We start from the raw sequence: 22,400 nt of genomic DNA on the forward strand, positions 1-22,400 counted from the left end.
TCTACCGCCCGCACACCGTCAGAGGAGACACCCGTGGCTGAGACCGAATACCGCATCGAGCACGACACGATGGGCGAGGTCCGCGTTCCCGCATCCGCTCTCTACAGCGCGCAGACGCAGCGCGCCGTGGAGAACTTCCCGATCTCGGGCGACGCACTGGCGCCGGCTCAGATCGTGGCGCTCGCGCGGATCAAGAAGGCCGCCGCCCTCGCGAACAAGCAGCTCGGCACCCTCGACGCGCAGATCGCCGACGCGATCGCCCGTGCCGCCGATCAGATCATCGCCGGCCAGCACGCCGACCAGTTCCCGATCGACGTCTATCAGACCGGCAGCGGCACGTCGTCGAACATGAACATGAACGAGGTGCTGGCCACCCTCGCGACGCGCGACCTCGGTTCGACGGTTCACCCCAACGACCACGTCAACGCTTCGCAGTCGTCGAACGACGTGTTCCCCACCTCGGTGCACATCGCGGTGACGCAGGAGATCATCGACGCCCTGATCCCGGCCCTCGACCACCTCGCCGTGTCTCTGGAGGAGAAGGCGGAGGCCTGGAGCGACGTGGTCAAGTCGGGCCGCACGCACCTCATGGATGCGACGCCCGTCACGCTCGGCCAGGAGTTCGGCGGCTACGCCCGCCAGATCCGCCTCGGCATCGAGCGCGTGCAGGCCACGATCCCCCGCGTCGCCGAGGTTCCCCTGGGCGGGACCGCGGTCGGCACCGGCATCAACACCCCGCTCGGGTTCCCGCAGAAGGTCATCGAGCTGATCGTCGCCGAGACCGAACTGCCCATCACCGAAGCCAAGGACCACTTCGAGGCACAGGCGAACCGCGACGGTCTCGTGGAGGCATCCGGAGCCCTCCGCACGATCGCGGTGTCGCTCACCAAGATCAACAACGACCTGCGCTGGATGGGCTCGGGCCCGAACACGGGTCTCGGAGAGCTGCACATCCCCGACCTGCAGCCCGGTTCCTCGATCATGCCCGGCAAGGTCAACCCGGTCGTTCCCGAGGCCACGCTCATGGTGTGCGCCCGGGTCATCGGCAACGACGCCACGATCGCGTGGGCGGGCGCGTCCGGTTCGTTCGAGCTCAACGTCGCGATCCCCGTCATGGGCACGGCCCTGCTCGAGTCGATCCGTCTGCTCGCCAACTCGGTGCGCGTGCTAGCCGACAAGACGATCCGCGGCCTCGAGGTCAACCGCGAGCGCGCGGCGGCGTACGCCGGCATGTCGCCCTCGATCGTCACGCCGCTGAACAAGCTCATCGGCTACGAGGCCGCGGCCAAGATCGCCAAGCACGCGGTCGCCGAAGGCATCACGGTCCGCGAAGCCGTCATCGCCCTCGGGTACGTCCAGCGGGGCGAGCTCACCGAGGCGCAGCTCGACGAGAAGCTCGATCTGCTCTCGATGACGCACCCGGGCTGAGCTACACGCGAGACCGCCCGACGAGACATAATCGGAAGGTGAAGCAGACGCCGAGAATGCTCTCGGCGCGCGTGAAGACTCTGGGGGCGATCCTCCTTGTGGCGTGCGTCGGGTTGATCGTCGCGGGCGGGGTCTCCTTCTGGATCCAGCGGGCGCGTCTCGTCGACGACGTGGACGATCGTCTGATCGAGAAGGTGCAGGCCCTGCGGCCCGTGGGCGATGCCCCGACCCCCGGCATCTACCTCACGCGCACCGTGACCGGCTTCCTGCCCTCGCAGACCGAAGGCGTCGTCGGGGTCTTCGACGGCGAGATCGTTGTGTCCCCCTCAGCCGGCAACCTCTTCCACGCGATCGAGGACCCCACGGTGGTCGCCGCGGCGACAAACGCGGTCACCGGCAGCGACCTCGTGCTGGGCACGGTCTCCACCGACCAGGGCGAAGTGCGCTACGTGGCACTGCCGGTGCAGATCGGCGGCGAGACGGGCATCTACCTGCGCGGCGTCGACATGGAAGCCGAGATGGCGCCGTTCCAGGCGTCGATCATGACGTACGTCATCGCCGCGGTGGTCGTCATGGCCGCGCTCGGCTTCGCGAGCTGGTTCTTCACCGGCAGGCTGCTCTCGCCTCTGCGGCAGTTGCGCGAGGCGGCGGATGCGGTGACCCTCGACGATCTCGGCACGCGTGTCCCCGAGGAGGGCGACCACGAGATCGCCGACCTCTCGCGCACCATGAACTCGATGCTCGACCGCCTCGAGGCCTCGGTCAGCAGTCAGCGACAGCTGCTCGATGACATCCGGCACGAGCTGAAGACGCCCATCACGATCGTGCGCGGGCACCTCGAGATGATGAACGTCGACGATCGCGAGGACGTCATCAGCATCCGCGACATGGGGATCTCCGAGCTCGACCGGATGACGCGCCTCGTCGACGACATCGACCTGCTGTCGTCGGCACAGGGCGATCAATTCGAAATGCGTCCCGTCGACCTCGGGATGCTGACCGAACGTGTCGGCGAGCTCGTCTCCGCCATCTCCGGCCACCCCTTCTCCCTCGCCCGGAGCGCCCGTGGCGTGGTGGTGGCGGACGCCGACCGGCTCACCCAGGCCTGGCTGCAGCTCGCCGACAACGCCGCGAAGTACACGCCGGCCGACAGCCCCATCGAAGTCGGCAGCGACGTCGTGGACGGCGAGGCGCGGCTGTGGGTCCGGGACCACGGTGCGGGAATCCCGCCGGCGGCCAGGCGCCGGATCTTCCAGCGGTTCGCGCGCGTCGACGCGAACCGCTCCGTCGAGGGCTCGGGCCTGGGTCTTGCCATCGTCGAGGCGATCGCGCAGGCCCACGGCGGCTCCGTCGATGTCACCGACACTCCCGGCGGCGGCGCCACCTTCACGGTGCGTGTGCCGACCAGCGGCCATCCGTCCACTCTGGTCCCGACGCCTGTGCGCGCCGGCGACGTCGTTCTGCAGCGAGAGGCAACCACATGACCTTGATCCTGATCGCGGAGGATGAATCCCGCATCTCAGCTTTCGTGAAGCGCGGACTGGAGTCGGCGGGATTCGCCACCGAGGTGGTCGAGGACGGTAACGACGCTCTGGAGCGTGCACTCTCGGGCGAGGTCGACCTTCTCCTGCTCGATGTGGGCCTGCCGGGCATGGACGGCTTCGAGGTTCTCCGCCACGTGCGCGGCCAGGGCTCGCACCTGCCGGTCATCATGCTGACCGCCCGCAGCAGCACGCGCGACACGGTCGACGGCCTCAACGCCGGTGCGAACGACTACGTGCCGAAGCCGTTCAAGTTCGACGAGCTCCTCGCCCGCGTTCGCTCGCGCCTGCGGGAGAACGTCGCCACCGGCAGCATCGCGATCGTCCACGGCGATGTCATCCTCGACGTGCTCTCGCGGCGCGCGAGCGTCGAGGGCCGCGAGATCGATCTGTCGGCGCGGGAGTTCGCCCTCGCCGAGCAGTTCCTGCGCCACCCCGGTCAGGTGCTCAGCCGGGAGCAGCTGCTGAGCCGGGTCTGGGGACTCGACTTCGACCCGGGTTCCAATGTGGTCGACGTCTACGTGCGCTATCTGCGCGCCAAGTTCGGTCATGAGCGCATCGTCACGGTGCGCGGCGCCGGCTACCGCTGGGAGTGAGCGTCCCGCATCCGCACCGGCCTGACGGCCGGTGGTCTCGCGCGCCCGGACACGGAGAAGGCCCCCGGCGCTGGGGGACGCCGGGGGCCACAGAGAGATCACGGGACCCGAACCCGTGATGCCCGCCACCTCACCGGGGGGAATCGGTGGCGGATTGCTTCTCCAGTTTTTCTTCGCTGTCAGAGTCTGGGGGAACTCATTCCAGCGGTGAATGACAGTGTCGCGTCATCCGTGTTCTCCATCATCCGCGGCTGCCGTGAGAGCACAAGGAGGATCGGGTGAGAAAGCTCTCATACGACCTCATGAAAGCTCCCCTGCCTCCAGCAGGTCGGTCACCAGGGCCGCGATCGCGGAGCGCTCCGACCGCGTCAGGGTGACGTGCCCGAACAGCGAGTGCCCCTTGAGGGTCTCGATCACCGAGGCGATGCCGTCGTGGCGTCCCACCCGCAGGTTGTCGCGCTGGGCGACGTCGTGAGTGAGCACCACGCGGGAGTTCTGACCGATACGGCTGAGCACGGTCAGCAGCACGTTGCGCTCGAGCGACTGCGCTTCGTCCACGATCACGAACGCATCGTGCAGCGAGCGGCCTCGGATGTGGGTCAGCGGCAGCACCTCGAGGATGCCGCGCGCGACGACCTCTTCCAGCACGTTCGAGCTGACGACAGAGCCGAGCGTGTCGAAGACCGCCTGACCCCAGGGGTTCATCTTCTCCTGCGCATCGCCGGGCAGGTAGCCGAGCTCCTGGCCGCCGACGGCGAACAACGGGCGGAACACGATGATCTTCCGCTGCTGCTGGCGCTCCAGCACCGCCTCCAGCGCCGCGCACAGGGCGAGCGCCGACTTACCGGTGCCGGCGCGCCCGCCGAGCGAGACGATTCCCACATCCGGGTCCGACAGCAGATCGATCGCGATGCGCTGCTCCGCCGAGCGGCCGTGGAGTCCGAACACGTCGCGGTCGCCGCGCACGAGCCGGAACTCTCCGTCGCCCGTGACGCGGCCGAGGGCGGAGCCGCGCTCGGAGTGGACGATGAGACCCGTGTTGATGGGAAGGCCCCGCACGTCGTCGCTGACGGCGACGTCGCTCTCGTACAAGTCGCTCATCTCGTCGCCCGAGACATCGATGTCGGCGATGCCGGTCCAGCCCGAGTCGGCGGCCTGCTCGGCCAGGTACTCCTCCGCGACAATGCCGAGGGAGGCGGCCTTGACGCGCATCGGGAGGTCCTTGGAGACGACCGTGACGTCGTGGCCCTCCTGTTGCAGGTGCATGGCGACGGCGAGGATACGGGTGTCGTTGTCGCCGAGCCGCATCCCGCTCGGGAGTACCGAGGGGTCGGTGTTCGTCAGTTCGACGCGGAGCGATCCGCCGGCGCCGACGGGGACGGGGAAGTCGAGGCGACCGTGCTCGACACGAAGCTCGTCGAGGTGTCGCAGCGCCTGGCGCGCGAAGTAACCCAGCTCCGGATCGTGTCTCTTGGCCTCCAGTTCGGTGATGACGACGACGGGGATCACGACCGAGTGCTCCGCGAAGCGGAAGAACGCTCGGGGATCGCTCAGAAGCACCGAGGTGTCCAAAACATAAGAGCGCAGGTCAGTTTCCTGATCTGCGCTCTGCTGGACGATCGCCCGCTGCTGCTGGTGTGGTGCTCGTGTGGTCACAACCCACTCCCCTTCCGGGCCCGTGGCCCGGGGTCTCTCGAGTCGACCGGTGGGTAGCGAGTCGCTTCCTGGGGCCGACTCGAACGGGCGCCGTGCCCGTTGTGATGACCGTACGACCTCCGCGGGATCCGTGGGGCCGAAATCCGCGCGTGTCGCGTTAAGAGTTCGTGAACGACACCGCGGCGCTCACTTGCCGAAGCGGCGGTCGCGGCGCGCGTAGTCACGGATGGCGCGTAGCAGGTCGACCTCGCGGAGGTCGGGGCCGAGAGCCTCCACGAAGTAGAACTCGCTGTGGGCGGACTGCCAGAGCAGGAAGTCGCTGAGGCGCTGCTCACCCGACGTGCGGATGACGAGGTCGGGGTCGGGCTGACCGCCCGTGTAGAGGTGCTCGCCGATCTGCTCGGGCGTGAGGCTCTCGGCGAGCTCTTCCAGCGAGCCGCCCGTCTGGTCGTACTGCGTGATGATGCTGCGCACCGCATCCACGATCTCGCCCCGGCCTCCGTAGCCGACGGCGAGGTTGACGTGCATGCCGGTGTTGCCCGCCGTGCGTTCCTGCACGTCGGCCAGCACGCGAGCGAGCTCCTGGGGCAGCGGAGCCGCGCGGCCCACGTGCTGCACGCGCCAATCGCGCTCGTGCGACAGCTCGTCGGCGAGCTCGGCGATGATCTCGATGAGATCGGCCAGCTCCTTCGAGTCGCGCTTGGTGAGGTTGTCGATCGAGAGCAGGTAGAGCGAGACGACCTTCACCCCGAGCTCGTCGCACCAGCGCAAGAACTCGCGCATCTTCGCGGCCCCCGCGCGGTGCCCGTGCGCCGCGGAGTCGTACCCCAGCTGACGCGCCCAGCGCCGGTTGCCGTCGATCATCATCGCGACGTGTCGAGGAACGGATGCGGGAGGAATCTGCCGCCGCAGACGGTTGCTGTAGAGACGGTAGAGGGGGCCACGCCCCTCACTCTCCCGACCGCTGGTCACTCCCCTACGCTACCGCTCGCGGGACAGGAGACACGCGCATTCAGCGAACGCTATGGCTACGTGCGGGACGCGGCATATCCCGCCGATTAACCTTGGCCTCATGACCCCCGGCGTTCCCGACGTGCCCTCGCTGCCGCTGATCGACGCCGCCGAGAAGGATGCGAACACCGAGATCCGTCCCACCTGGCGCGGCTGGATCCACGCGGGCACCTTCCCGGTCGCGATCGCCGCCGGCATCGTCCTGATCGTGCTTGCGCACGGCCCCGCCGCCAAGTGGTCGGCGGCCGTATTCATGACCACTTCGCTGCTGCTGTTCGGCAACTCGGCGCTGTATCACCGCTTCGACTGGAAGCCGCGCACGAAGGTCATCCTCAAGCGCATCGACCACGCCAACATCCTGCTGCTGATCGCCGGCACCTATACGCCGCTCGCGGTCCTGGCCCTCCCGCCCGAGAAGTCGGTGCTGCTGCTGAGCCTCGTCTGGAGCGGAGCGATCCTCGGCATCCTCTTCCGGGTGTTCTGGATCCACGCACCGCGTTGGCTGTACGTCGCGCTGTACATCCTGCTCGGCTGGGCGGCGGTCATGTACATCGTCGACCTGCTCGACGCGAACGTCGCGATGATGGTGCTCGTCATCGTCGGCGGGCTGCTCTACACCGGCGGCGCCGTCGTCTACGCGCTCAAGCGCCCCAACCCGTGGCCCGGTAGGTTCGGCTTCCACGAGATCTTCCACGTCTGCACCGTGCTGGCATTCCTCTGCCACTGGACGGCAAGCCTGCTCATCTGCCTCTCGCCCGCCTACAACGGCTGAGCGTCAGCGCTGCGCCGGGTCGATGTCCTCGTCGTCGGTCTCCGAGTCGCGCTCGGCGGCGTCGCCCTGCTTCGCCGCCAACTCCTCGGCATCCAGCTGCTCACGGATCTCCGAACGGTAGCGGCCGCGACGGATGCGGCGCAGCATGTCCCACACCAGGAGGATCACCGCGACACCCACGAGCGCGATGGCCGCGAAGCCCCACGGCCCGGGCGTCACGAGCAGCGGGTCGACATCGGTCGGCGTCGGGGTCGGGGTCACCTCGGCGAGCCACACGGCCAGGTGCATGGATGTCTCCGTTCCGCGCGCGAGCGCTTAGCCTGGACTCAAGCCTAATTCCCGATCCGAGGGTCCATGACGACGCAACAGCTGCTCGACGAGCGTTACGGCCGCACCCGCGGTGCGCGTTCCGGCCGTTTCTGGGCCGTGTTCGCGTCGGTCGGTATCGCCGCTGCGGTGATCGTCGCCGGATGGTACGCGTTCTCGGCGAGCTCGTCGTCGGTGGATGCGGTCACGACGGGCTACCAACTGGTCGACGAGCACACGACGAGCGTGTCGTTCCAGGTGACCGTGCCGCCGAACACGGCGGTCGCGTGCGTGCTCGAGGCGCAGGACGAGGAGCACGGCGTCGTCGGCTGGCGGGTCGTCGAATACCCGCCCTCCCCCGAGCACACGCGGGCCTTCGTCGAGCAGATTCCCATCACCGCTGAGGCGACCACGGGATTGGTCAACGGATGCTGGGTGCCGTAGGCTGACGGAAACTGATCGACGACGCCCTGGCAACCGCCAGGGCGTCTTGGCATAGTTGCGGCGCCTTGCGCCGCGACTCACGACGAAGGAGAGACCGTGTCTTCTGACGCAACGGTGAGCTTCCTCACTCAGGACGCCTACGACCGGCTGGTCGCCGAGCTCGAGCACCTGTCCACGACCGGTCGCGAGGAGATCGCGAAGCGGATCGAAGCTGCTCGCGAAGAGGGCGATCTCAAGGAGAACGGCGGTTACCACGCCGCGAAGGACGAGCAGGGCAAGCAGGAGGCGCGCATCCGCACGCTGCAGGCGATGCTGAAGAACGCCAAGGTGGGCGAGGCTCCCGAGTCGACCGGTGTGGTCGAGTCCGGCACCGTGGTGACCGCGATCGTCGCCGGGGGCGAAGAGGTGTTCCTGCTGGGCAACCGCGAGATCGCAGCGGGCAGCGAGCTCGATGTCTACAGCGAGGCGTCGCCGCTGGGCGCTGCCATCCTGGGCCTGCGCGAAGGCGAGAAGACGTCGTACACCGCCCCCAACGGCCGCGACATCGCGGTCGAGGTTGTGAAGGTCGAGACCTACACGGGTCAGTGAGCGCGGACGCGCCGGTCAGTCGGCGACGACGACCGGCGCGAACCCCGCGGCCTCCAGCGCCGCGATCACTTCGGCGCGGTGCTCGACGCCCCGCGTCTCGACGCTCACCTGCAGGATCACCTGGCTGATCTGCAGCCCCTGCCCGTGGCGGGTGTGCAGCACCTCGGTGACGTTCGCACCGACGCGCGCGATGACCTCTGACACCTGCACGAGCTGGCCGGGGCGATCGGGCAGCGGGATGCGCATCGTCATGTAGCGGCCGGCGGCGCTCAGTCCGTTCGAGATCACGCGCTGCAGCAGCAGGGGATCGATGTTGCCGCCGGAGAGCACGGTGACGAGCGGCCCGCAGGCCGTGATCTTGCCGGTCATGAGGGCGGCGACGCCCACCGCGCCCGCGGGCTCCACGACGAGCTTCGCGCGCTCGAGCAGCATGAGAATGGCGCGGGCGATGTCGTCCTCACCGACTGTGACGACCTCGTCGACGAGCTCGCGGATGATCTCGAACGGCACATCGCCGGGGCGGGCGACAGCGATGCCGTCGGCGATCGTCGGCGTCGTGGCCACCTCCAGCGGAACACCCGCGGCGAGGGATGACGGGTACGCGGCCGAGTTGGCCGCCTGCACGCCGATGATGCGCACGGTGCGCCCCTCGGCGGAGGCGCGAGCCTTGATGGCGGCGGCGACGCCCGCGGTGAGACCGCCTCCCCCGATGCCGAGCACGACGGTGTCGACCGTGGGAAGGTCGTCGTAGACCTCGAGCCCGAGCGTGCCCTGCCCGATCACGATGTCGCGGTGGTCGAACGGGTGGATGAGCACGGCGCCGGTGCGCTCGGCGAACTCCGCAGCCAGGCGCAGCGGGGTCTCGACGGTGTCGCCCTCGAGGATGACCTCGGCGCCGTAGCCGCGGGTCGCAAGCAGCTTCGGCACGGGAACGCCGAGCGGCATGAAGATCGTCGCGGGGATGCCGAGGCGCTGCGCCGCGAGCGCGACGCCCTGCGCGTGGTTGCCGGCGGATGCGGCGACGACACCGCGGGCGCGCTCTTCCTCGGTGAGGCGGGAGAGCCGGTAGATCGCGCCGCGGATCTTGAACGAGCCGGTGCGCTGGAGGTTCTCCATCTTGAGGATCACCGGGGCGCCCACGATCTCGCTGAGCACCTGCGACTCGTCCATGGGCGTGCGGGTGATCAGGCCGGTGAGGGTGCGGGCCGCATCCTCGAAGTCGGCCAGTGTGGGAAGAGTCACCGGGTGGTTCTCCTTCGTTCGCGGGGCACAGTGCTCCAGATGAGTTCGTCCGGTTCGGGTGGCCTACCGGTCTCCCACGCGCGGCGGGAGAGGTAGAGGACGAAGACGTTGACGAAGGCGGCCAGCGGCACCGCGAACAGGGCGCCGGGGATGCCGGCGATCATGGCGCCGCCGGCGACCACGAGCACGACGGCAAGCGGATGCACCTTGACGGCGGTGCCCATGAGGATGGGCTGCAGGATATGCCCCTCGATCTGCTGCACGCCCAGCACGATGACGAGCATCCACAGGGCGATCCACGGTCCGTTGTAGACGAGGGCGAGGAAGACCGCGAGCGCACCCGTGACGACCGCACCCACGAACGGGACGAAGGCGCCGAGGAAGACGAGCACACCGACCGGGATGGCGAGGGGAACTCCCAGCAGGAAGGCGCCCAGGCCGATGCCGATCGCGTCGATCGTGGCGACGAGCAGCTGCGTCCGGGCGTACGTGACGACCGTCAACCACCCGGTCTTGCCGGCGCCGTCGATCGCGGGACGCGCGGCCTTGGGAAACAGGCGGATGACCCACTTCCAGATGCCGCCGCCGTCGGCGAGCACACAGAGCAGGATGAAAACCGTCAGCAGCAGACCGGTGGCGACGTGCCCGACGGTCGAGCCGACGGCCAGCGCGCCAGACCAGAGCAGCGACGCCTGCTGTTCGAGCATGCCGAGACCCTGGCGCAGCATCCCGTCGATCTGGTCGGCGGTGAGGTGCAGCGGGCCGTCGATGAGGTAGGTGCGGAGGTCTTCGATCGCCCCGACGGTGCGGTCGCGTACGGAGCCCCATTCGCGGGTGATCTGCCAGATCGCAAGCCACAGCAGCCCGCCCACGACGGCGACGGTTCCGAGCACCGAGGCGACGATCGCGAGCCAGCGCGGCCAGCGGTGACGCAGCATCCACGTGAACGCCGGCCACACGAGGGCGGCGATGAGGATGGCGATGAGGAGCGGGATGACCAGCAGCTTCAGCTGGATGATGATCCAGATCGCGACGCCCACGGCGGCGGCGATCAGCAGGAAGCGCCACGAGTACGCGGCGGCCACGCGAACCCCGCGCGGCACGCTGTGCGTGGTGTCGGAGCTGACGGTGCGCTGACGCAGGGCATCGAAGAACGATCCGCGAGGCTTCTCGTCCGGCTCGGTCATCACGCCAGTCTAGTTGTCGGAGGCTGACGCTACGCTGACGCGGTGCGTGCCAGATTGAGCCGGTCCGAAGCCCGACGTATCGCCCTGCGCGCGCAGGGTCTGGGGGCGCCGCGGCCCGCCGAGGTCACGGGAGTGCACCTGCGGCGCGAGATCCGCCGGATGTCGGTGCTGCAGATCGACTCGGTCAATGTGTTCGCCCGCTCGCACTACATGCCGCTGTTCTCGCGGCTCGGGCCCTACGACACGGCGAAGCTCGACCGGCTGCTGTTCCAGCGACGCGCGCCGTTCGTGGAGTACTGGGCGCACCAGGCGTCCTTCATCGACGCGGCGGACTGGCCGCTGTTCGCCTTCCGGATGCAGCACTATCGCGCACGGCACGAGACCAAGGGCTGGCGCGGCATCGACGCCGCCACCCTCGATTGGGTGCGCGGCGAGCTGGCGGCGCGGGGTCCGCTGCGTCCGGCCCAGATCGAAGACGACGCGTCGCGCGCGCCGCGGGGTCCGTGGTGGGACTGGAGCGCCGTGAAGAGCGCGCTCGAGCTGCTGTGGTTCACCGGCGAGGTGGCCATCGCGGGCCGGCGCGGCTTCGAGCGCGTGTACGGGCTGGCGGAGCAGGTGCTGCCCGCATCCGTCGCCGGGGTCGAGACGCCGAAAGACGATGCGGTGCGCGAGCTGGTGCGTCGTGCGGCGCGGGCGTACGGCGTCGCGACGGCGCGTGACCTCGACGACTACTGGCGGCTGGGCGATCAGCGCGCGACGCTGCAGGCGATCGGCGAGCTGGTGGATACGGGTGAGCTGCAGCCGGTGCAGGTCGAGGGGTGGACGCGGGCGGGGCGCCCGTCGCCGGCGTGGGTGCATCGCGAGGCGACACTCCCCCGCACGATGGATGCGGCCGCGCTGCTCACGCCGTTCGATCCGGTGGTGTGGTTCCGCGATCGCGCGGAGCGGCTGTTCGACTTCTCGTACCGGATCGAGATCTACACACCCGCACCGCAGCGGCGGTTCGGCTACTACTCCCTGCCGCTGGTGATCGGCGACCGCGTGGCGGCGCGGATCGACCTGAAGGCGGATCGTGCCGCATCCGTGCTGCGGGTGCAGTCGGCGTGGTGGGAGCCGTCGCGACTGCCGAGCGATGTGGAGCGGATCGCCGGGCTGCTGCGGGATGCCGCGATGTGGCAGCAGCTGGAGGCGATCAGCGTGTCGCGGTGGGGCGATGCGACGGACGAGATCGCGTGGGTGCTGGGTGCCGAGCGGCACGAGTCACGGCCCGAACCCGTCGCCCTTGCGGGCGACGAACCGGGCTGAGTCTCAGAACTGGATGCGGGGAGGTTCGGCGATGGCGGCGCCGTCGACGACCTCGAAGAATTCGCGCTCGTGGAAGCCGAGGTTGCGGGCGAAGAGGTTGTTGGGGAACACCTTGATCTTGGTGTTCAGTTCGCGCACTCCCCCGTTGTAGAACCGGCGCGAGGCCTGGATCTTGTCTTCGGTGTCGACGATGGACTGCTGCAGGTGTAGGAAGTTCTGGCTGGCCTGGAGCTGCGGGTAGGCCTCGGCGACGGCGAAGAGCGACTTGAGCGCCTGCTGCAGGTGGCCTTCGGCGATTCCCGCTTCGGCGGGACCCTGTGCGTTGATGGTCTCGGCGCGCGCCTGGGTGACGTTCTCGAAGACCGCCTTCTCGTGGGCGGCGTATCCCTTGACGGTCTCGATGAGGCTCGGGAGCAGGTCGGCGCGGCGCTTGAGCTGCACCGTGATGTCGCTCCAGGCTTCGTCGACGCGGACGTTGAGCTGGACGAGCGAGTTGTACGTCGCCCACAGATAGATTCCGACGACCAGGACGATCAGTACGACGACCGCGACAGGGATCAGCCATTCCCACATATGACGAGCGCTCCGTTCTCTCCGGGTCATCCTACTGCCGCGGCCCGCGCTGATGACGGGCGGTTGCGGACTCTCAGCCCATGCCCACCCCCGGCATCAGTGGGGCCGGGCAGCGGCTTGTCGAGGGGCGTCGATCTCCAGGAGGATGACGACGCCGATCATCACCGCTGCGGCGACGATGTACTCGCCGACCGGCAGGAGTCCGGATGCGGCGACGAGCGCGACGCCGACGAAGATCACCCACCACACGGTGCGCCGCACGGTTCCGCGCAGCAGCACGGCCCAGGTGGCGAGGAGGAAGAGCGCGAGCGGCAGGGTGAGGGCGAGACCGGCAGCGGACCCCGAGATCTCGGTGGCGCCGGTGACGTGGTCGATCTCGACCTCGACGCCGGACGAGACAGCGCCGACGGCGGCGAAGAGGAAGTAGTGCAGGTAGCCGAAGACGAAGCCGTCGGAGGTGCTGCGCAGGCGGGCGGCCTGTTCGCGGGCGAAGTAGATCCACCAGATGGATGCGGTGATGATCACGCCGGATGCGGCCAGGCCGATGAGCTGGGCCGTGTGCTCCCCCGTGCTGAGCGCGTCGATCATCGCGTTGGCGCTCGCGAGCAGGCTCTCGCCGAGGAGGATGAGGGTGAACAGGCCGTAGCGTTCCGCGATGTGGTGCGGGTGCCATTGCGTGCGCCCGTGGCGCTCCGCCCACACCGGTACGGCGAGCTCGACGGCCATGAGCACGAAGAACCCGATGAGCTGGGGCGCCCCTTCGGGCAGGGCCAGGCGGGCGACCCAGAGCACCTGCACACCGGTGACCCCGATGGCGAAGCGGAGCGCGGTGGGGCGGGATGCCGCATCCGAGATCGCGGCGCGCAGCCACTGCGCGACCATCGACAGGCGCATGATGACGTAGCCGATGGTCACGATGAGGAAGTCGTCGTGGAGCATCGCCTGTTGCACACCCGCGGCGAGCACGAGCACACCGCCCATCTGCGCGATGGTCATGACGCGGTAGAGCCAGTCGTCGGTGTCGAACGCGGAGGCGAACCAGGTGAAGTTCATCCACGCCCACCACACGGCGAAGAACACCATCGCGTACGAGAGGAGCCCGTGGGCGGCCTCTCCCTCGCTGATCAGGTGATGCAGCGTGCTGGATGCCTGCGACACCGCCACCACGAATACGAGGTCGAACAGCAGTTCGAGCGGACTCGCCACCCGATGGGGCGAGCGCGGATCGAGCGCCCGCATCCGGCGCAGCCCCGCGCGGGTCGTTGCGATCATGAGTCGATTGTGGCTGATGTGGCCTCGTCGGGCGCCATGGGAGCAACACGGTAGCAAGGTATGGCGCACATGCGACCTGCCTGACAAGATGCGACAGGCGGTCACATAACACCGTCGCCACGAGCGCCAATCCTCTCGATTTCTCTGGCAGGGCGCGACGCCTACGCCGACTGGCATCTGCGGCAGCTTCGCTACCGGTCTGCGCCCCGGCGCCGATAGGCTCGACTCGTACGCCCACTGTCGGATCGTGAGCTCCGTGAGGCAAAGGAGCGAGCAGGATCACGACATCAGCCCGAGCCCAAGAAGCCGCTCGCCTAGCAGTGCTGGCCCGCTTGCCGCGCTGGATCTCCGACGCGGGGCCACAGTCGTTGGCGCGATTCTGCGGCTGGGTTCTGGAACTTGTTGAAGAGAACGACTGGATCTGGCGAGTCCAGTCTGTCGAAGATGCTACCGGCGAAGAGCCTCATCTGGTCACCGCACAGCGCCTCAGTTCAGCGAGCACACTCCAGACTGAGGCGCTCTATCCACGTCTGCGAATGAGACCGAACAGGCATCGACGTGGGGCCGGCGTGGCATCAGGGCTCAGAACACGCATCTACCGACCACCAGCTGCGGTAGTTTCGGTCGAAGCGTCACCAACGCCAAGGGGCGAGAAGCTGCGTTCTTCCTCGATGGAACGGCAGAGCGGTCAGTTTCAGTGCACTGAACTACTGGGGGATATCAAATGCGGTGGAACCGGCGTTCTCGAAATGCGAGCGTTGAAGTCGAACTCGACCTGAGCGCCCCCAAGTTGAGCAGCTTGGCGCCGCAGTACTCCTTCAATCTGCACGGCGTCTACTTCACAATGCTGAAGACGACCCTCGACACAGCGCCCGATATTCGCAACATCGCGCTGGCGGGAACATACGGTACCGGCAAGAGCAGCATCCTGCGCCAGATAGCGCAAGTCTTCGCCGGCCGGGTCGTCGAGCTGTCCTTGCTGACGCTGGGGGTACAGCCAGAATCGAGCACTGCGGGCGACGCAAACCTTGCGGCGAACTCCACGACCAACAGAATCCAGAAGGAGATCGTCAAGCAACTCCTTTACCAGCAGAGGCCCACGGACGCACCCGAGTCTCGGTTCCACCGCATCGCTCGGTTTCAATGGAGAACTGAGCTGCGTATTGCTGCCATTGTCGCAGCATTCGCGGTTGCATTGGCGCTGGCGGCGGGGCTCGACATCGTGACAACACCTACGCTGGGGCTGACGATCTCGGGTCGGACTCACGTCGTCTCGCTGATCTTTCTGTTCGCAGCGATTGCCGTTCTGGTGGGCGCGGCAGCCTTCACGCTACGCGCCGTCGCGCGCGGAAAAGTGGGTATCGAACGCGTCAGCGCGGGCCCAGCCGCGATCTCACTATCCGCGCGCTCAACCAGCTACTTCGATGAGTACCTCGATGAAATCATCTACTTCTTTGAGACGAACCCACAGCGCGACATCGTCATCATTGAGGACCTGGACCGATTCAACGATCCGAACATCTTCGAGTCGCTACGTTCGCTGAACGGTATCCTCAACGCCGCGAAGCAGCTGAGTCCACGTCGAATCCGCTTCATTTACGCCGTCCGCGACAGCGTGTTTGAGAAGCTCGGACGAGACGCCAGCGAGGTTCACAACGATGAGGCACGGGCTGAGCTCGCTCGCGCCAATCGGACCAAGTTTTTCGAGCTCGTCATCCCTGTAGTTCCATTCATCACGCACAAGAACGCACGCGACCTGATGAAGGATGAACTCAATAAGCGAGGCCACAGCATCTCGGAGGAACTTGTCAAGGTCGCTGCACAGCATGTCGCTGACATGCGACTACTCCACAACGTAATCAACGAGTACGAGGTCTTCAAGCACCGACTGCTCGATGTCGACAACGCAGTACCCGAACTCGACCCAGACCGTCTCTTCGCGATGATCCTGTTCAAGAACGCGCACATGGGCGACTTCGAGAGTATCCGACTCGCAGAGAGCAGCTTAGACATACTGTGGAACCTGTGGCGAGAAGTCATCCAGTTCAACACAGACGAGCTTCGAGCCACGAATCGTAAGCTGAGCAATCGCCTGCGCGAGACGGAAACAGCGACGAAGCACGCAAAACGAGTGGGCGAGCGACTCAGAGGCGCTATCGACGCTTTCGCCGCGGCACCGGGTAGTCCGCTGATCTCTAGCGAGCTTCTCTTCCGAGGCACGAAAGTCGACGATTCACGGTTACAGACGGTGGAGTTCTGGGAGGAGTTCTGCGCTGCAGATGAACCGCTCAACAGCCGGGCGTACCAAGCTGGCTACGGCAGTCGCGAACTCGCACTCAGCGCCTCGACGATTCGGGCGCTCGTGGGTCTCCCCCTTACCCCCGAGCGCCTTACCCGCGGCGAGCACGAGCGAGCGCTCGAGGAGATTGCGGCGAACGAGGAGAGCATCGCGTTTCTCCAGCGGCACACTTGGGCCAAGCTCGCAGCGCGCCCTGAGTTCACTTACACCCCCTCGAACGCAGACGGCCCCCGCAGCTTCCGAGAGCTGGTGCGGGAAACGTTGCCTTCGCCGTTGGCCTCGGAACTCGTCATCAACGGTTTCATCACGTCGTATTTCACATTGCACGTATCGACCTTCTACGGCGCGGCCATACGTAAAGACGCGCAGACGTACGTGATGCGATTCATCGATGAGGGCCGACCAGGAATCGACTATCCGCTGGATGACCAGGACGTAGCCGCCATCCTCGGTGATCAGCCAGGCTCTGTCATCGCCGAGCAGAGCATGCTCAACATCGGCGTCATGAACTACCTCCTGGTCAACCGCCCAGCGGACGCCAGCACAGTTGCTAGAACCGCCGTGAATGGTGGCGAAACAGGCCTGCAGTTCATCGACCAGTACCTTGGAGGCGGGCTCCACAAACTGCTCTTCGTGCGCACTCTCGCCCCCCATATGAGTGAAATCTTCGACCGTCTCGCCACCGCGAGCATTCTAGAAACATCTGAACGAGTGGCGCTCATTGACGCCGCTATCCTCTGCCGAGATGCCAAGGTTAACTACCTCCTCACCAACGCACTCCGGGAACTCCTGACGACCGAATTCAGCGATCTGCCGTCCTTCGGGCCCGGCGGCGAGGAGGTTGCCGCGCAAACGGTCGCGTATTTCCTTGATGAAGCGGACGTCACCGTCGACTCATTGGAGCAGCTGCCAGCGCCCGCGGCGCGAGCCTTCCGACCGACTCAGGCTTATGCGTTGACGAGGGAAAACCTCGAGCGGGTCACCGGATCAGCAGACATCTCGCTCGATGCGCTGTACACCACACATGAGGAGGTCTTTACATACGCCGCATCGACCCCGTCCGATTACGCCAAAGCCCTGGAGCACTCGGAGACCACGCCGATCACAGTCCACTCCAGCAAGCTGCTGCAGGAGTACCTCAAATTGGCAGCCGGCTCGACTCCCGAATCAGTGCTAGCCGGCGCCGCCCCTCAAGCTCAACTACCGGCGCTCGCCGCGATTTCTCCCACAACCTGGCCGCTCGTCGCGCGTCATCGGATGGTAGCTGCGAGCTACGCGAACGTGTCCGCATACGTCCAACACTTCGGCGAAATCGACAACAACCTCGCGGAAACGCTGTCGGCAGTTACTCAGATCACTGATGTGGGTGACATCGAGCAGCCAGCGCGAACCGAGCTCGCGCTGGAGATTCTCAACTCCGCCGCGACGAATCTCGGCGGCGCACAGCGTGTTCGCCTCGCACGTTCGCTGAGCCCCACGCCGTTCTCGGCATCGCAGATCGATCCACTCGCGGGGTCGAAGGTTGGCGATCTCATAGCAGCAGGTCTCCTTGCCGACGATGCAGAAGCATTCTCTGAGCGGCTCATGGTGGACTGGCCAACACAACGGCATGCGATAGTGAAGTCTGCGAACTTTAGCTCCTTCGTTTCGCCAGATACGCTTCGCGCGGAATTCGTGGACTCGTTGCTTCGTGACGACAGCCTCGCTCCTACGCACCTTCCCGTCGCGAAGATCCTCTCCACCTACGACCGGCTGCCGATTGCCGCGTACGAGGTATACGCAGAGCGAGCGATGAAGGGCGCGTATGACCTGAACGCGCCTGGGATCCGAATGGTTCACAATGGTGGCGCAAGCCCAGAGACGACGTTGAAACTCCTTGGCCGATTCATCAGCCGTCTGAGCCACGACGAATTGCGCGAGATTCTTCGTTCGCTCGACTCCCCGTGGTCGAAGATCGCCGATCCCGGGTACGGCGTGAAGCATGTCACCGATGTTGAAGGCGCCCGCAAGATTCTGACTGCGCTGAGCTCGGCAGCCGTTGTGTCCACGTTTTCCGAGAAGGGCAGCGAGTGGAGAGTCACGCTCCACCAGCCGCCGAAGAAGCAGCCGCCGAGCTGACCTCACCGTGCCAATCACTGCCCGGTCGCGCGAATGGCACGCTGTTCGCAGCGTTCCACCCCTAGCCGAACTGCCGTGCGGGCGCAGGTTCGTTTCGCACACGCTTGCCCGACGACGTCGACCGGGTGCGCTCGCGGAACCAAGCGCAACACAACGCGCCCCGCGTCGGCGGGGCCGGCGATCGGCATGCCTAGGTGCGCTCGATGCCGCTGCCGGACTCGTGCACATCACGCGCGTGGGCGCGACGCATGGCCATCACGTACGAGCCGACCTTGCACATCGCCACGGACGGCGGCACGAGACCCTCACCAAACACATCCTCGATCTAGTTGGCAGCGAACGTCAAAGCCGTCCAACGGATGCTCGGACACTCTTCCACGGCGATGAATCCGGATACCGACGCAGACATGTTCGGTGACGATCTAGCGGCCATCGCAGCGTCTAAGCAACGCTCACCGACACGGACTATCAAAAGGACAGTGAGCAGAATGAATGCGAGCGAAGCTGAATTCTGAGAGCTCGTCGCGCCCCGAGAACGACGACGCGGCGCACCACCCAACGGGCTCACTTGTGCCCCCACTGGGACTCGAACCCAGACTGAAGCGATTTTAAGTCGCCTGCCTCTGCCATTGGGCTATGGGGGCCCGCTTCCACGCTAGCGCGCCGGTGGGCTCCGGCCGCGCATGACGATGCCCCCGTCACCGAAGCGACGGGGGCATCATCCAAGCGAAAGAGCGTCAGCTCTTGGCGCCGACCTTGTTGTCCTTCTCGGCGGGGGCCACGGCGGCGGCACCCTCATCCTTCGCGACGCTCTTCGGGTCGATCGCCGGGGTGGCCGGCTTCTCGGCCGGAGCCTCGGCGACCGCCGGGCGCGGACGCGCAGCGAACTCCTCGAACGTCTCACGCGGCTTCTGCACCGCGATGAGCGTGACGTTGTCGCGACCCAGGAAGAAGTTGTGCAGCCAGTCGCCGATCACGCGCCACTTGCGCTCCCACGACGGCATCGCCAGGCCGTGGTAGCCGCGGTGCGCGAGCCAGGCGAAGAAGCCCTTCATCGCGAACTTGCCCGACTGGAAAACGCCGTTGTACAGCCCCAGGCCCGCGACGGCGCCAAGGTTCTTGTGCACGTACTCGCGCGGCAGCTCGCCACGGATCACGGCGGTGATGTTCTTGGCCATGAGCTTGGCCTGACGCACGGCGTGCTGCGCGTTCGGAACGCAGTAGCCGCCCACGCCGCCACCCGACAGGTCGGGAACGGCCGCGACGTCACCGGCGGCCCAAGCGCCCTCGACGATCTCTTCGGGCGTACCCACGCGGAGGTCGGCGCGCGCACGGATGCGGCCGCGCTCTTCGACGGGCAGGTCTCCCCCGCGCACGACGGTGGGGTTGGCCATGACACCGGCGGTCCACACGATCAGGTCGGTGGGGATGACCTCACCGGTCGAGAGCTCGACGTTGCCGTCGACGGCGCCCTTGACCTGCGTGTCGAGGTGCACGAACGCACCACGCTCGGCGAGGCTCTTCAGCACCCACTCGCTCGTCTTCTGCGACACCTCGGGCATGATGCGCCCCATCGCCTCGATGAGGTGGAAGTGCGTGTCGTCGAACGTCAGCGTCGGGTAGTCCTTGACGAGCGACGACGCCAGGGCGCGCAGCTCGGCGAACACCTCGATACCCGCGAAGCCGCCGCCGACGACGACGACGCTCAGCAGGCGGTCGCGCTCGGGGCCGGCCGGCAGGTTCGACGCCAGCTCGAAGTTCTTGATCAGGCGGTCGCGGATCGCGACGGCCTCCTCGATCGTCTTCAGGCCGATCGCGTTCTCGGCGATGCCCGGAATCGGGAACGTGCGCGAGACGGCACCGGCGGTCACGACGATCTGGTCGTACTCCTCCTGCCACGGCTCACCCATCTCGGGCGTGATCGTGGCGACCTTGTTCGCGTGGTCGATGCCGGTCACCTTCGCGGCCACGACGCGCGTGGTCTTCAGGTGACGACGGTGACCCACCACCGCGTGCCGCGGCTCGATCTCGCCGGCGGCGACCTCGGGCAGGAACGGCTGGTAGGTCATGTAGGGAAGCGGGTCGACCATGGTGACCTCGGCTTCACCCTTGCGCAGATGCTTCTCAAGCTTCCAGGCGGTGTAGAAGCCGGCGTAGCCGCCGCCGACAATGAGGATCCTGGGCACGGTGCTGGTCACGGTGGAACGAACTCCTAGACGATTCAACGGCTGCGCGCGCGTTCGACACGCGCCAATCGGATGCGACGGACAGCAGCACTGACGCCGAGCGCTATCAGTATAGCGGCCACCGAGAACACCAATAACGGTATCGATCCGTACAAAAGCGTATCCATGCTAGGAAGCAGCGGAGACGCCGGCCGGGAACCCGCTTCGGCGGGCGGCAGCGGAGGCACCGACACCTCCCCCACCGTCGGCAACGGCGCCGGTGACTCCTCCGCCCGACGGTGCACCCGGATCCACTCCGACAGGTCTCCCATCGGGTTCGCCGACACCTGCGGAACGGATGCGGACACCGCCGCGGCCGCATCCACCAGGCCATACCCGTACTGGTCGTCCGGCAGCGAACCCACCCCGGCGGGCGCCTTCGCCGTCGCGATCAGCCGCTCGATCACGTTCGCCGCATCCAGCTCCGGATGCGCGGCCCGCACGAGCGCGGCGATCCCCGCCACGATCGGCGCCGCGCCGCTCGTGCCCTTCCACACGACCACCTGGCCGTCGGCCGAGACCCCGAGCAGCTGCTCGCTGGGCGCCGAGACGCCCAGCGTGATGCCCTGCGTCGACGCCTCCACGCTCGCCTTGCCCTGCGGATCCACCCCCGCGACCGGCAGCACACCGGGGATCGTCGCCGGCGCACCCACACGCGCCGTGCCCGAACCGCGGTTGCCCGCCGCCACGATCACGACCACATCGTGCTCGAACGCGTACTGGAACGCCTCATCCCAGCTCGGATCCCAGTCGAGCGTGTTCGTCGTGAACGACAGGTTGATGACCTTCGCGCCGTTGTCGACCGACCAGCGCATCGCGTTCGCGATCTGCTCCGAGAACGGCACCGGCGAACTCGTGCCGAACCCGACCGACACCGACAGCAGCGATGCCTCCGGCGCCACCCCGATCATGCCCGTCTCGTTCGGCAGTCCGCGGGATGCGGCGAGCGATGCCACCCAGCTGCCGTGGTTCGCGTCGACCGCGCCCACGGGCGTGCGACCGTCGGCCGTGCCGAGACCCGACACATCCGTGCCGCCGACGACCGCGCCGTCGAACTCGGGCGCCTTGCCGATGCCCGTGTCGATGATCGCGATCTTCACGCCCTTGCCGCGCGTGGTCTCCCACGCCTTGCGGATGCCGTACGCGTCGAGCCAGTACTCCTGCGCGCGCATCGGGTCGACGCCGGGACTCTCCTGCGGCACCGGCGCGGGCGTCGTCTGCGCGTAGGCAGCGGGCGCGATACCCGCCGTCAGCGCGACGAGAACCAGCGCGGCAGCGACCCGCAGGGCGAGCGCTCTCACCCCGGGGTGCCCTCGGCGAGCGCTGCACCGGGGTCGGCGCACACGCAGCGAGTCGGCGACCAGGTGCTGCGCTCGAGCGCGGCGTCGCCGATCGGGTTGACGCCGGGTCCGGCCGCCAGGGCGTGACCGGCGAGGGCGTGCAGGCACTTCACGCGGGTGGGCATGCCACCGGCGGAGATACCGGCGATCTCGGGCACCTCGCCGAAACTCTCCCGATCGGCCAGATACGCCCCGTGCGCCGCCTGATACGCAGCAGCGGTGTCTTCGTCCTCCAGCATCGCCGCGAACTCGGGCATCACGTGCTCGGCCTCGAGCGTCGACATCGCCGCGGTCGCGGCGGGATGCGTGAGGTAGTAGAACGTGGGGAACGGCGTGCCGTCGGCCAGTCGCGGTGCGGTGGCGACCACGGTCGGGTTGCCGCACACGCAGCGCGCGGCGATCCCGACGACATCGCGCGCCGGGCGCCCCAGCTGCGAGCGGAGCACCGCGAGCTCGGCGTCGGTGACCGGGGGGAAAGGCGCGGAACTCACCCTCCC

General features: G+C 67.2%; 18 protein-coding genes, 1 tRNA gene and 1 pseudogene. 9 read left to right on the plus strand and 11 right to left on the minus strand.

Annotation, left to right across the window (positions count from 1 at the left end; genetic code table 11):
- Positions 1 to 33: 33 nt before the first annotated feature.
- From ACYVJS_RS15165 to ACYVJS_RS15175, 3 genes are read left to right on the plus strand one after another with little or no spacing between them, the layout of a single operon-like run.
- Complete coding sequence (locus ACYVJS_RS15165; protein ID WP_460740692.1) at positions 34 to 1,428, plus strand: class II fumarate hydratase; 1,395 nt, start codon at positions 34 to 36, stop codon at positions 1,426 to 1,428.
- 38 nt (positions 1,429 to 1,466) lie between these two features.
- Positions 1,467 to 2,912, plus strand: coding sequence for a sensor histidine kinase (locus tag ACYVJS_RS15170; RefSeq protein WP_460740693.1), 1,446 nt, complete (start codon positions 1,467 to 1,469; stop codon positions 2,910 to 2,912).
- Positions 2,909 to 3,565, plus strand: coding sequence for a response regulator transcription factor (locus ACYVJS_RS15175; RefSeq protein WP_243227410.1), 657 nt, complete (start codon positions 2,909 to 2,911; stop codon positions 3,563 to 3,565). Before ACYVJS_RS15170 ends, ACYVJS_RS15175 begins: the two co-directional genes overlap by 4 nt.
- A gap of 300 nt (positions 3,566 to 3,865) precedes the next feature.
- Here ACYVJS_RS15175 and ACYVJS_RS15180 read toward each other — a convergent pair whose 3' ends face one another.
- A complete protein-coding gene (locus tag ACYVJS_RS15180; RefSeq protein WP_460740694.1) occupies positions 3,866 to 5,221 on the minus strand; it encodes a PhoH family protein in 1,356 nt (451 codons plus the stop codon).
- 186 nt (positions 5,222 to 5,407) lie between these two features.
- Positions 5,408 to 6,193 carry an isoprenyl transferase gene (locus ACYVJS_RS15185; RefSeq protein WP_460740695.1) on the minus strand — a complete coding sequence of 262 codons (786 nt, stop codon included), beginning with the start codon at positions 6,191 to 6,193 and terminating at the stop codon, positions 5,408 to 5,410.
- A gap of 100 nt (positions 6,194 to 6,293) precedes the next feature.
- Here ACYVJS_RS15185 and trhA point away from each other — a divergent pair, with 100 nt between their 5' ends.
- Positions 6,294 to 7,004 (plus strand): PAQR family membrane homeostasis protein TrhA, encoded by a 711-nt coding sequence (gene trhA, locus ACYVJS_RS15190; protein ID WP_460740696.1) that lies wholly within the window; start codon positions 6,294 to 6,296, stop codon positions 7,002 to 7,004.
- Positions 7,005 to 7,007: 3 nt separating this feature from the next.
- On the opposite strand, the gene ACYVJS_RS15195 is transcribed toward trhA, so the two are convergent.
- Complete coding sequence (locus ACYVJS_RS15195) at positions 7,008 to 7,292, minus strand: hypothetical protein (RefSeq protein ID WP_137417494.1); 285 nt, start codon at positions 7,290 to 7,292, stop codon at positions 7,008 to 7,010.
- A 66-nt stretch (positions 7,293 to 7,358) separates the two neighbouring features.
- On the opposite strand from ACYVJS_RS15195, the gene ACYVJS_RS15200 reads away from it, so the two are divergent.
- Both ACYVJS_RS15200 and greA read left to right on the plus strand, forming a co-directional pair.
- Positions 7,359 to 7,754, plus strand: coding sequence for a DUF4307 domain-containing protein (locus tag ACYVJS_RS15200; RefSeq protein ID WP_460740697.1), 396 nt, complete (start codon positions 7,359 to 7,361; stop codon positions 7,752 to 7,754).
- Between the two features lie 96 nt (positions 7,755 to 7,850).
- Positions 7,851 to 8,342 (plus strand): transcription elongation factor GreA, encoded by a 492-nt coding sequence (gene greA / locus ACYVJS_RS15205; RefSeq protein WP_460740698.1) that lies wholly within the window; start codon positions 7,851 to 7,853, stop codon positions 8,340 to 8,342.
- Positions 8,343 to 8,357: 15 nt separating this feature from the next.
- On the opposite strand, the gene ilvA is transcribed toward greA, so the two are convergent.
- Positions 8,358 to 9,584, minus strand: a complete 1,227-nt coding sequence (ilvA, locus tag ACYVJS_RS15210) for a threonine ammonia-lyase (protein WP_460740699.1) — start codon at positions 9,582 to 9,584, stop codon at positions 8,358 to 8,360.
- A complete protein-coding gene (locus ACYVJS_RS15215; RefSeq protein WP_460740700.1) occupies positions 9,581 to 10,771 on the minus strand; it encodes an AI-2E family transporter in 1,191 nt (396 codons plus the stop codon). Before ACYVJS_RS15215 ends, ilvA begins: the two co-directional genes overlap by 4 nt.
- A 42-nt stretch (positions 10,772 to 10,813) precedes the next feature.
- Between ACYVJS_RS15215 and ACYVJS_RS15220 the strand changes: the two genes are divergently transcribed.
- On the plus strand, positions 10,814 to 12,076 hold the full coding sequence (locus tag ACYVJS_RS15220) for a winged helix-turn-helix domain-containing protein (protein ID WP_460740701.1): 1,263 nt from the start codon (positions 10,814 to 10,816) through the stop codon (positions 12,074 to 12,076).
- Between the two features lie 3 nt (positions 12,077 to 12,079).
- Here the strand turns inward: ACYVJS_RS15220 and ACYVJS_RS15225 are convergent, their stop codons facing one another.
- Positions 12,080 to 12,649, minus strand: a complete 570-nt coding sequence (locus ACYVJS_RS15225) for a LemA family protein (protein WP_137417500.1) — start codon at positions 12,647 to 12,649, stop codon at positions 12,080 to 12,082.
- Between the two features lie 96 nt (positions 12,650 to 12,745).
- Positions 12,746 to 13,921 carry a low temperature requirement protein A gene (locus tag ACYVJS_RS15230; RefSeq protein ID WP_460740702.1) on the minus strand — a complete coding sequence of 392 codons (1,176 nt, stop codon included), beginning with the start codon at positions 13,919 to 13,921 and terminating at the stop codon, positions 12,746 to 12,748.
- A 724-nt stretch (positions 13,922 to 14,645) separates the two neighbouring features.
- Here ACYVJS_RS15230 and ACYVJS_RS15235 point away from each other — a divergent pair.
- A complete protein-coding gene (locus ACYVJS_RS15235) occupies positions 14,646 to 18,338 on the plus strand; it encodes a YobI family P-loop NTPase (RefSeq protein WP_460740703.1) in 3,693 nt (1,230 codons plus the stop codon).
- Positions 18,339 to 18,673: 335 nt separating this feature from the next.
- Positions 18,674 to 18,853: pseudogene (locus ACYVJS_RS15240) on the plus strand (hypothetical protein); the annotation flags it as partial.
- A 56-nt stretch (positions 18,854 to 18,909) separates the two neighbouring features.
- On the opposite strand, the gene ACYVJS_RS15245 reads toward ACYVJS_RS15240, so the two are convergent.
- The 4 genes from ACYVJS_RS15245 to ACYVJS_RS15260 all read right to left on the minus strand — a co-directional run bounded on the left by ACYVJS_RS15245 (position 18,910) and on the right by ACYVJS_RS15260 (position 22,394).
- Positions 18,910 to 18,982 (minus strand) — tRNA-Leu (locus tag ACYVJS_RS15245).
- A gap of 93 nt (positions 18,983 to 19,075) precedes the next feature.
- The gene (locus ACYVJS_RS15250) at positions 19,076 to 20,524 is read right to left on the minus strand and encodes an NAD(P)/FAD-dependent oxidoreductase (RefSeq protein ID WP_460740833.1); all 1,449 of its coding nucleotides are present in this window, start codon (positions 20,522 to 20,524) and stop codon (positions 19,076 to 19,078) included.
- A 35-nt stretch (positions 20,525 to 20,559) separates the two neighbouring features.
- Positions 20,560 to 21,864: a S8 family serine peptidase gene (locus tag ACYVJS_RS15255; protein ID WP_460740704.1), complete on the minus strand. Its 1,305-nt coding sequence runs from the start codon at positions 21,862 to 21,864 to the stop codon at positions 20,560 to 20,562.
- Positions 21,861 to 22,394: a DUF501 domain-containing protein gene (locus tag ACYVJS_RS15260; RefSeq protein WP_460740705.1), complete on the minus strand. Its 534-nt coding sequence runs from the start codon at positions 22,392 to 22,394 to the stop codon at positions 21,861 to 21,863. The genes ACYVJS_RS15255 and ACYVJS_RS15260 overlap by 4 nt, the downstream gene beginning before the upstream one ends.
- Between the last annotated feature and the right edge of the window lie 6 nt (positions 22,395 to 22,400).

This window comes from Microbacterium neimengense (genome assembly GCF_054782995.1).

Coding starts and splice junctions, on each gene's coding strand:
- ACYVJS_RS15175 (WP_243227410.1), top strand. CDS start 2,909: ATGACCTTGATCCTGATCGCGGAGGATGAATCCCGCATCTCAGCTTTC.
- trhA (WP_460740696.1), top strand. CDS start 6,294: ATGACCCCCGGCGTTCCCGACGTGCCCTCGCTGCCGCTGATCGACGCC.
- ACYVJS_RS15195 (WP_137417494.1), bottom strand. CDS start 7,292: ATGCACCTGGCCGTGTGGCTCGCCGAGGTGACCCCGACCCCGACGCCG.
- ACYVJS_RS15200 (WP_460740697.1), top strand. CDS start 7,359: ATGACGACGCAACAGCTGCTCGACGAGCGTTACGGCCGCACCCGCGGT.
- ACYVJS_RS15215 (WP_460740700.1), bottom strand. CDS start 10,771: ATGACCGAGCCGGACGAGAAGCCTCGCGGATCGTTCTTCGATGCCCTG.
- ACYVJS_RS15225 (WP_137417500.1), bottom strand. CDS start 12,649: ATGTGGGAATGGCTGATCCCTGTCGCGGTCGTCGTACTGATCGTCCTG.
- ACYVJS_RS15230 (WP_460740702.1), bottom strand. CDS start 13,921: ATGATCGCAACGACCCGCGCGGGGCTGCGCCGGATGCGGGCGCTCGAT.
- ACYVJS_RS15235 (WP_460740703.1), top strand. CDS start 14,646: ATGCGGTGGAACCGGCGTTCTCGAAATGCGAGCGTTGAAGTCGAACTC.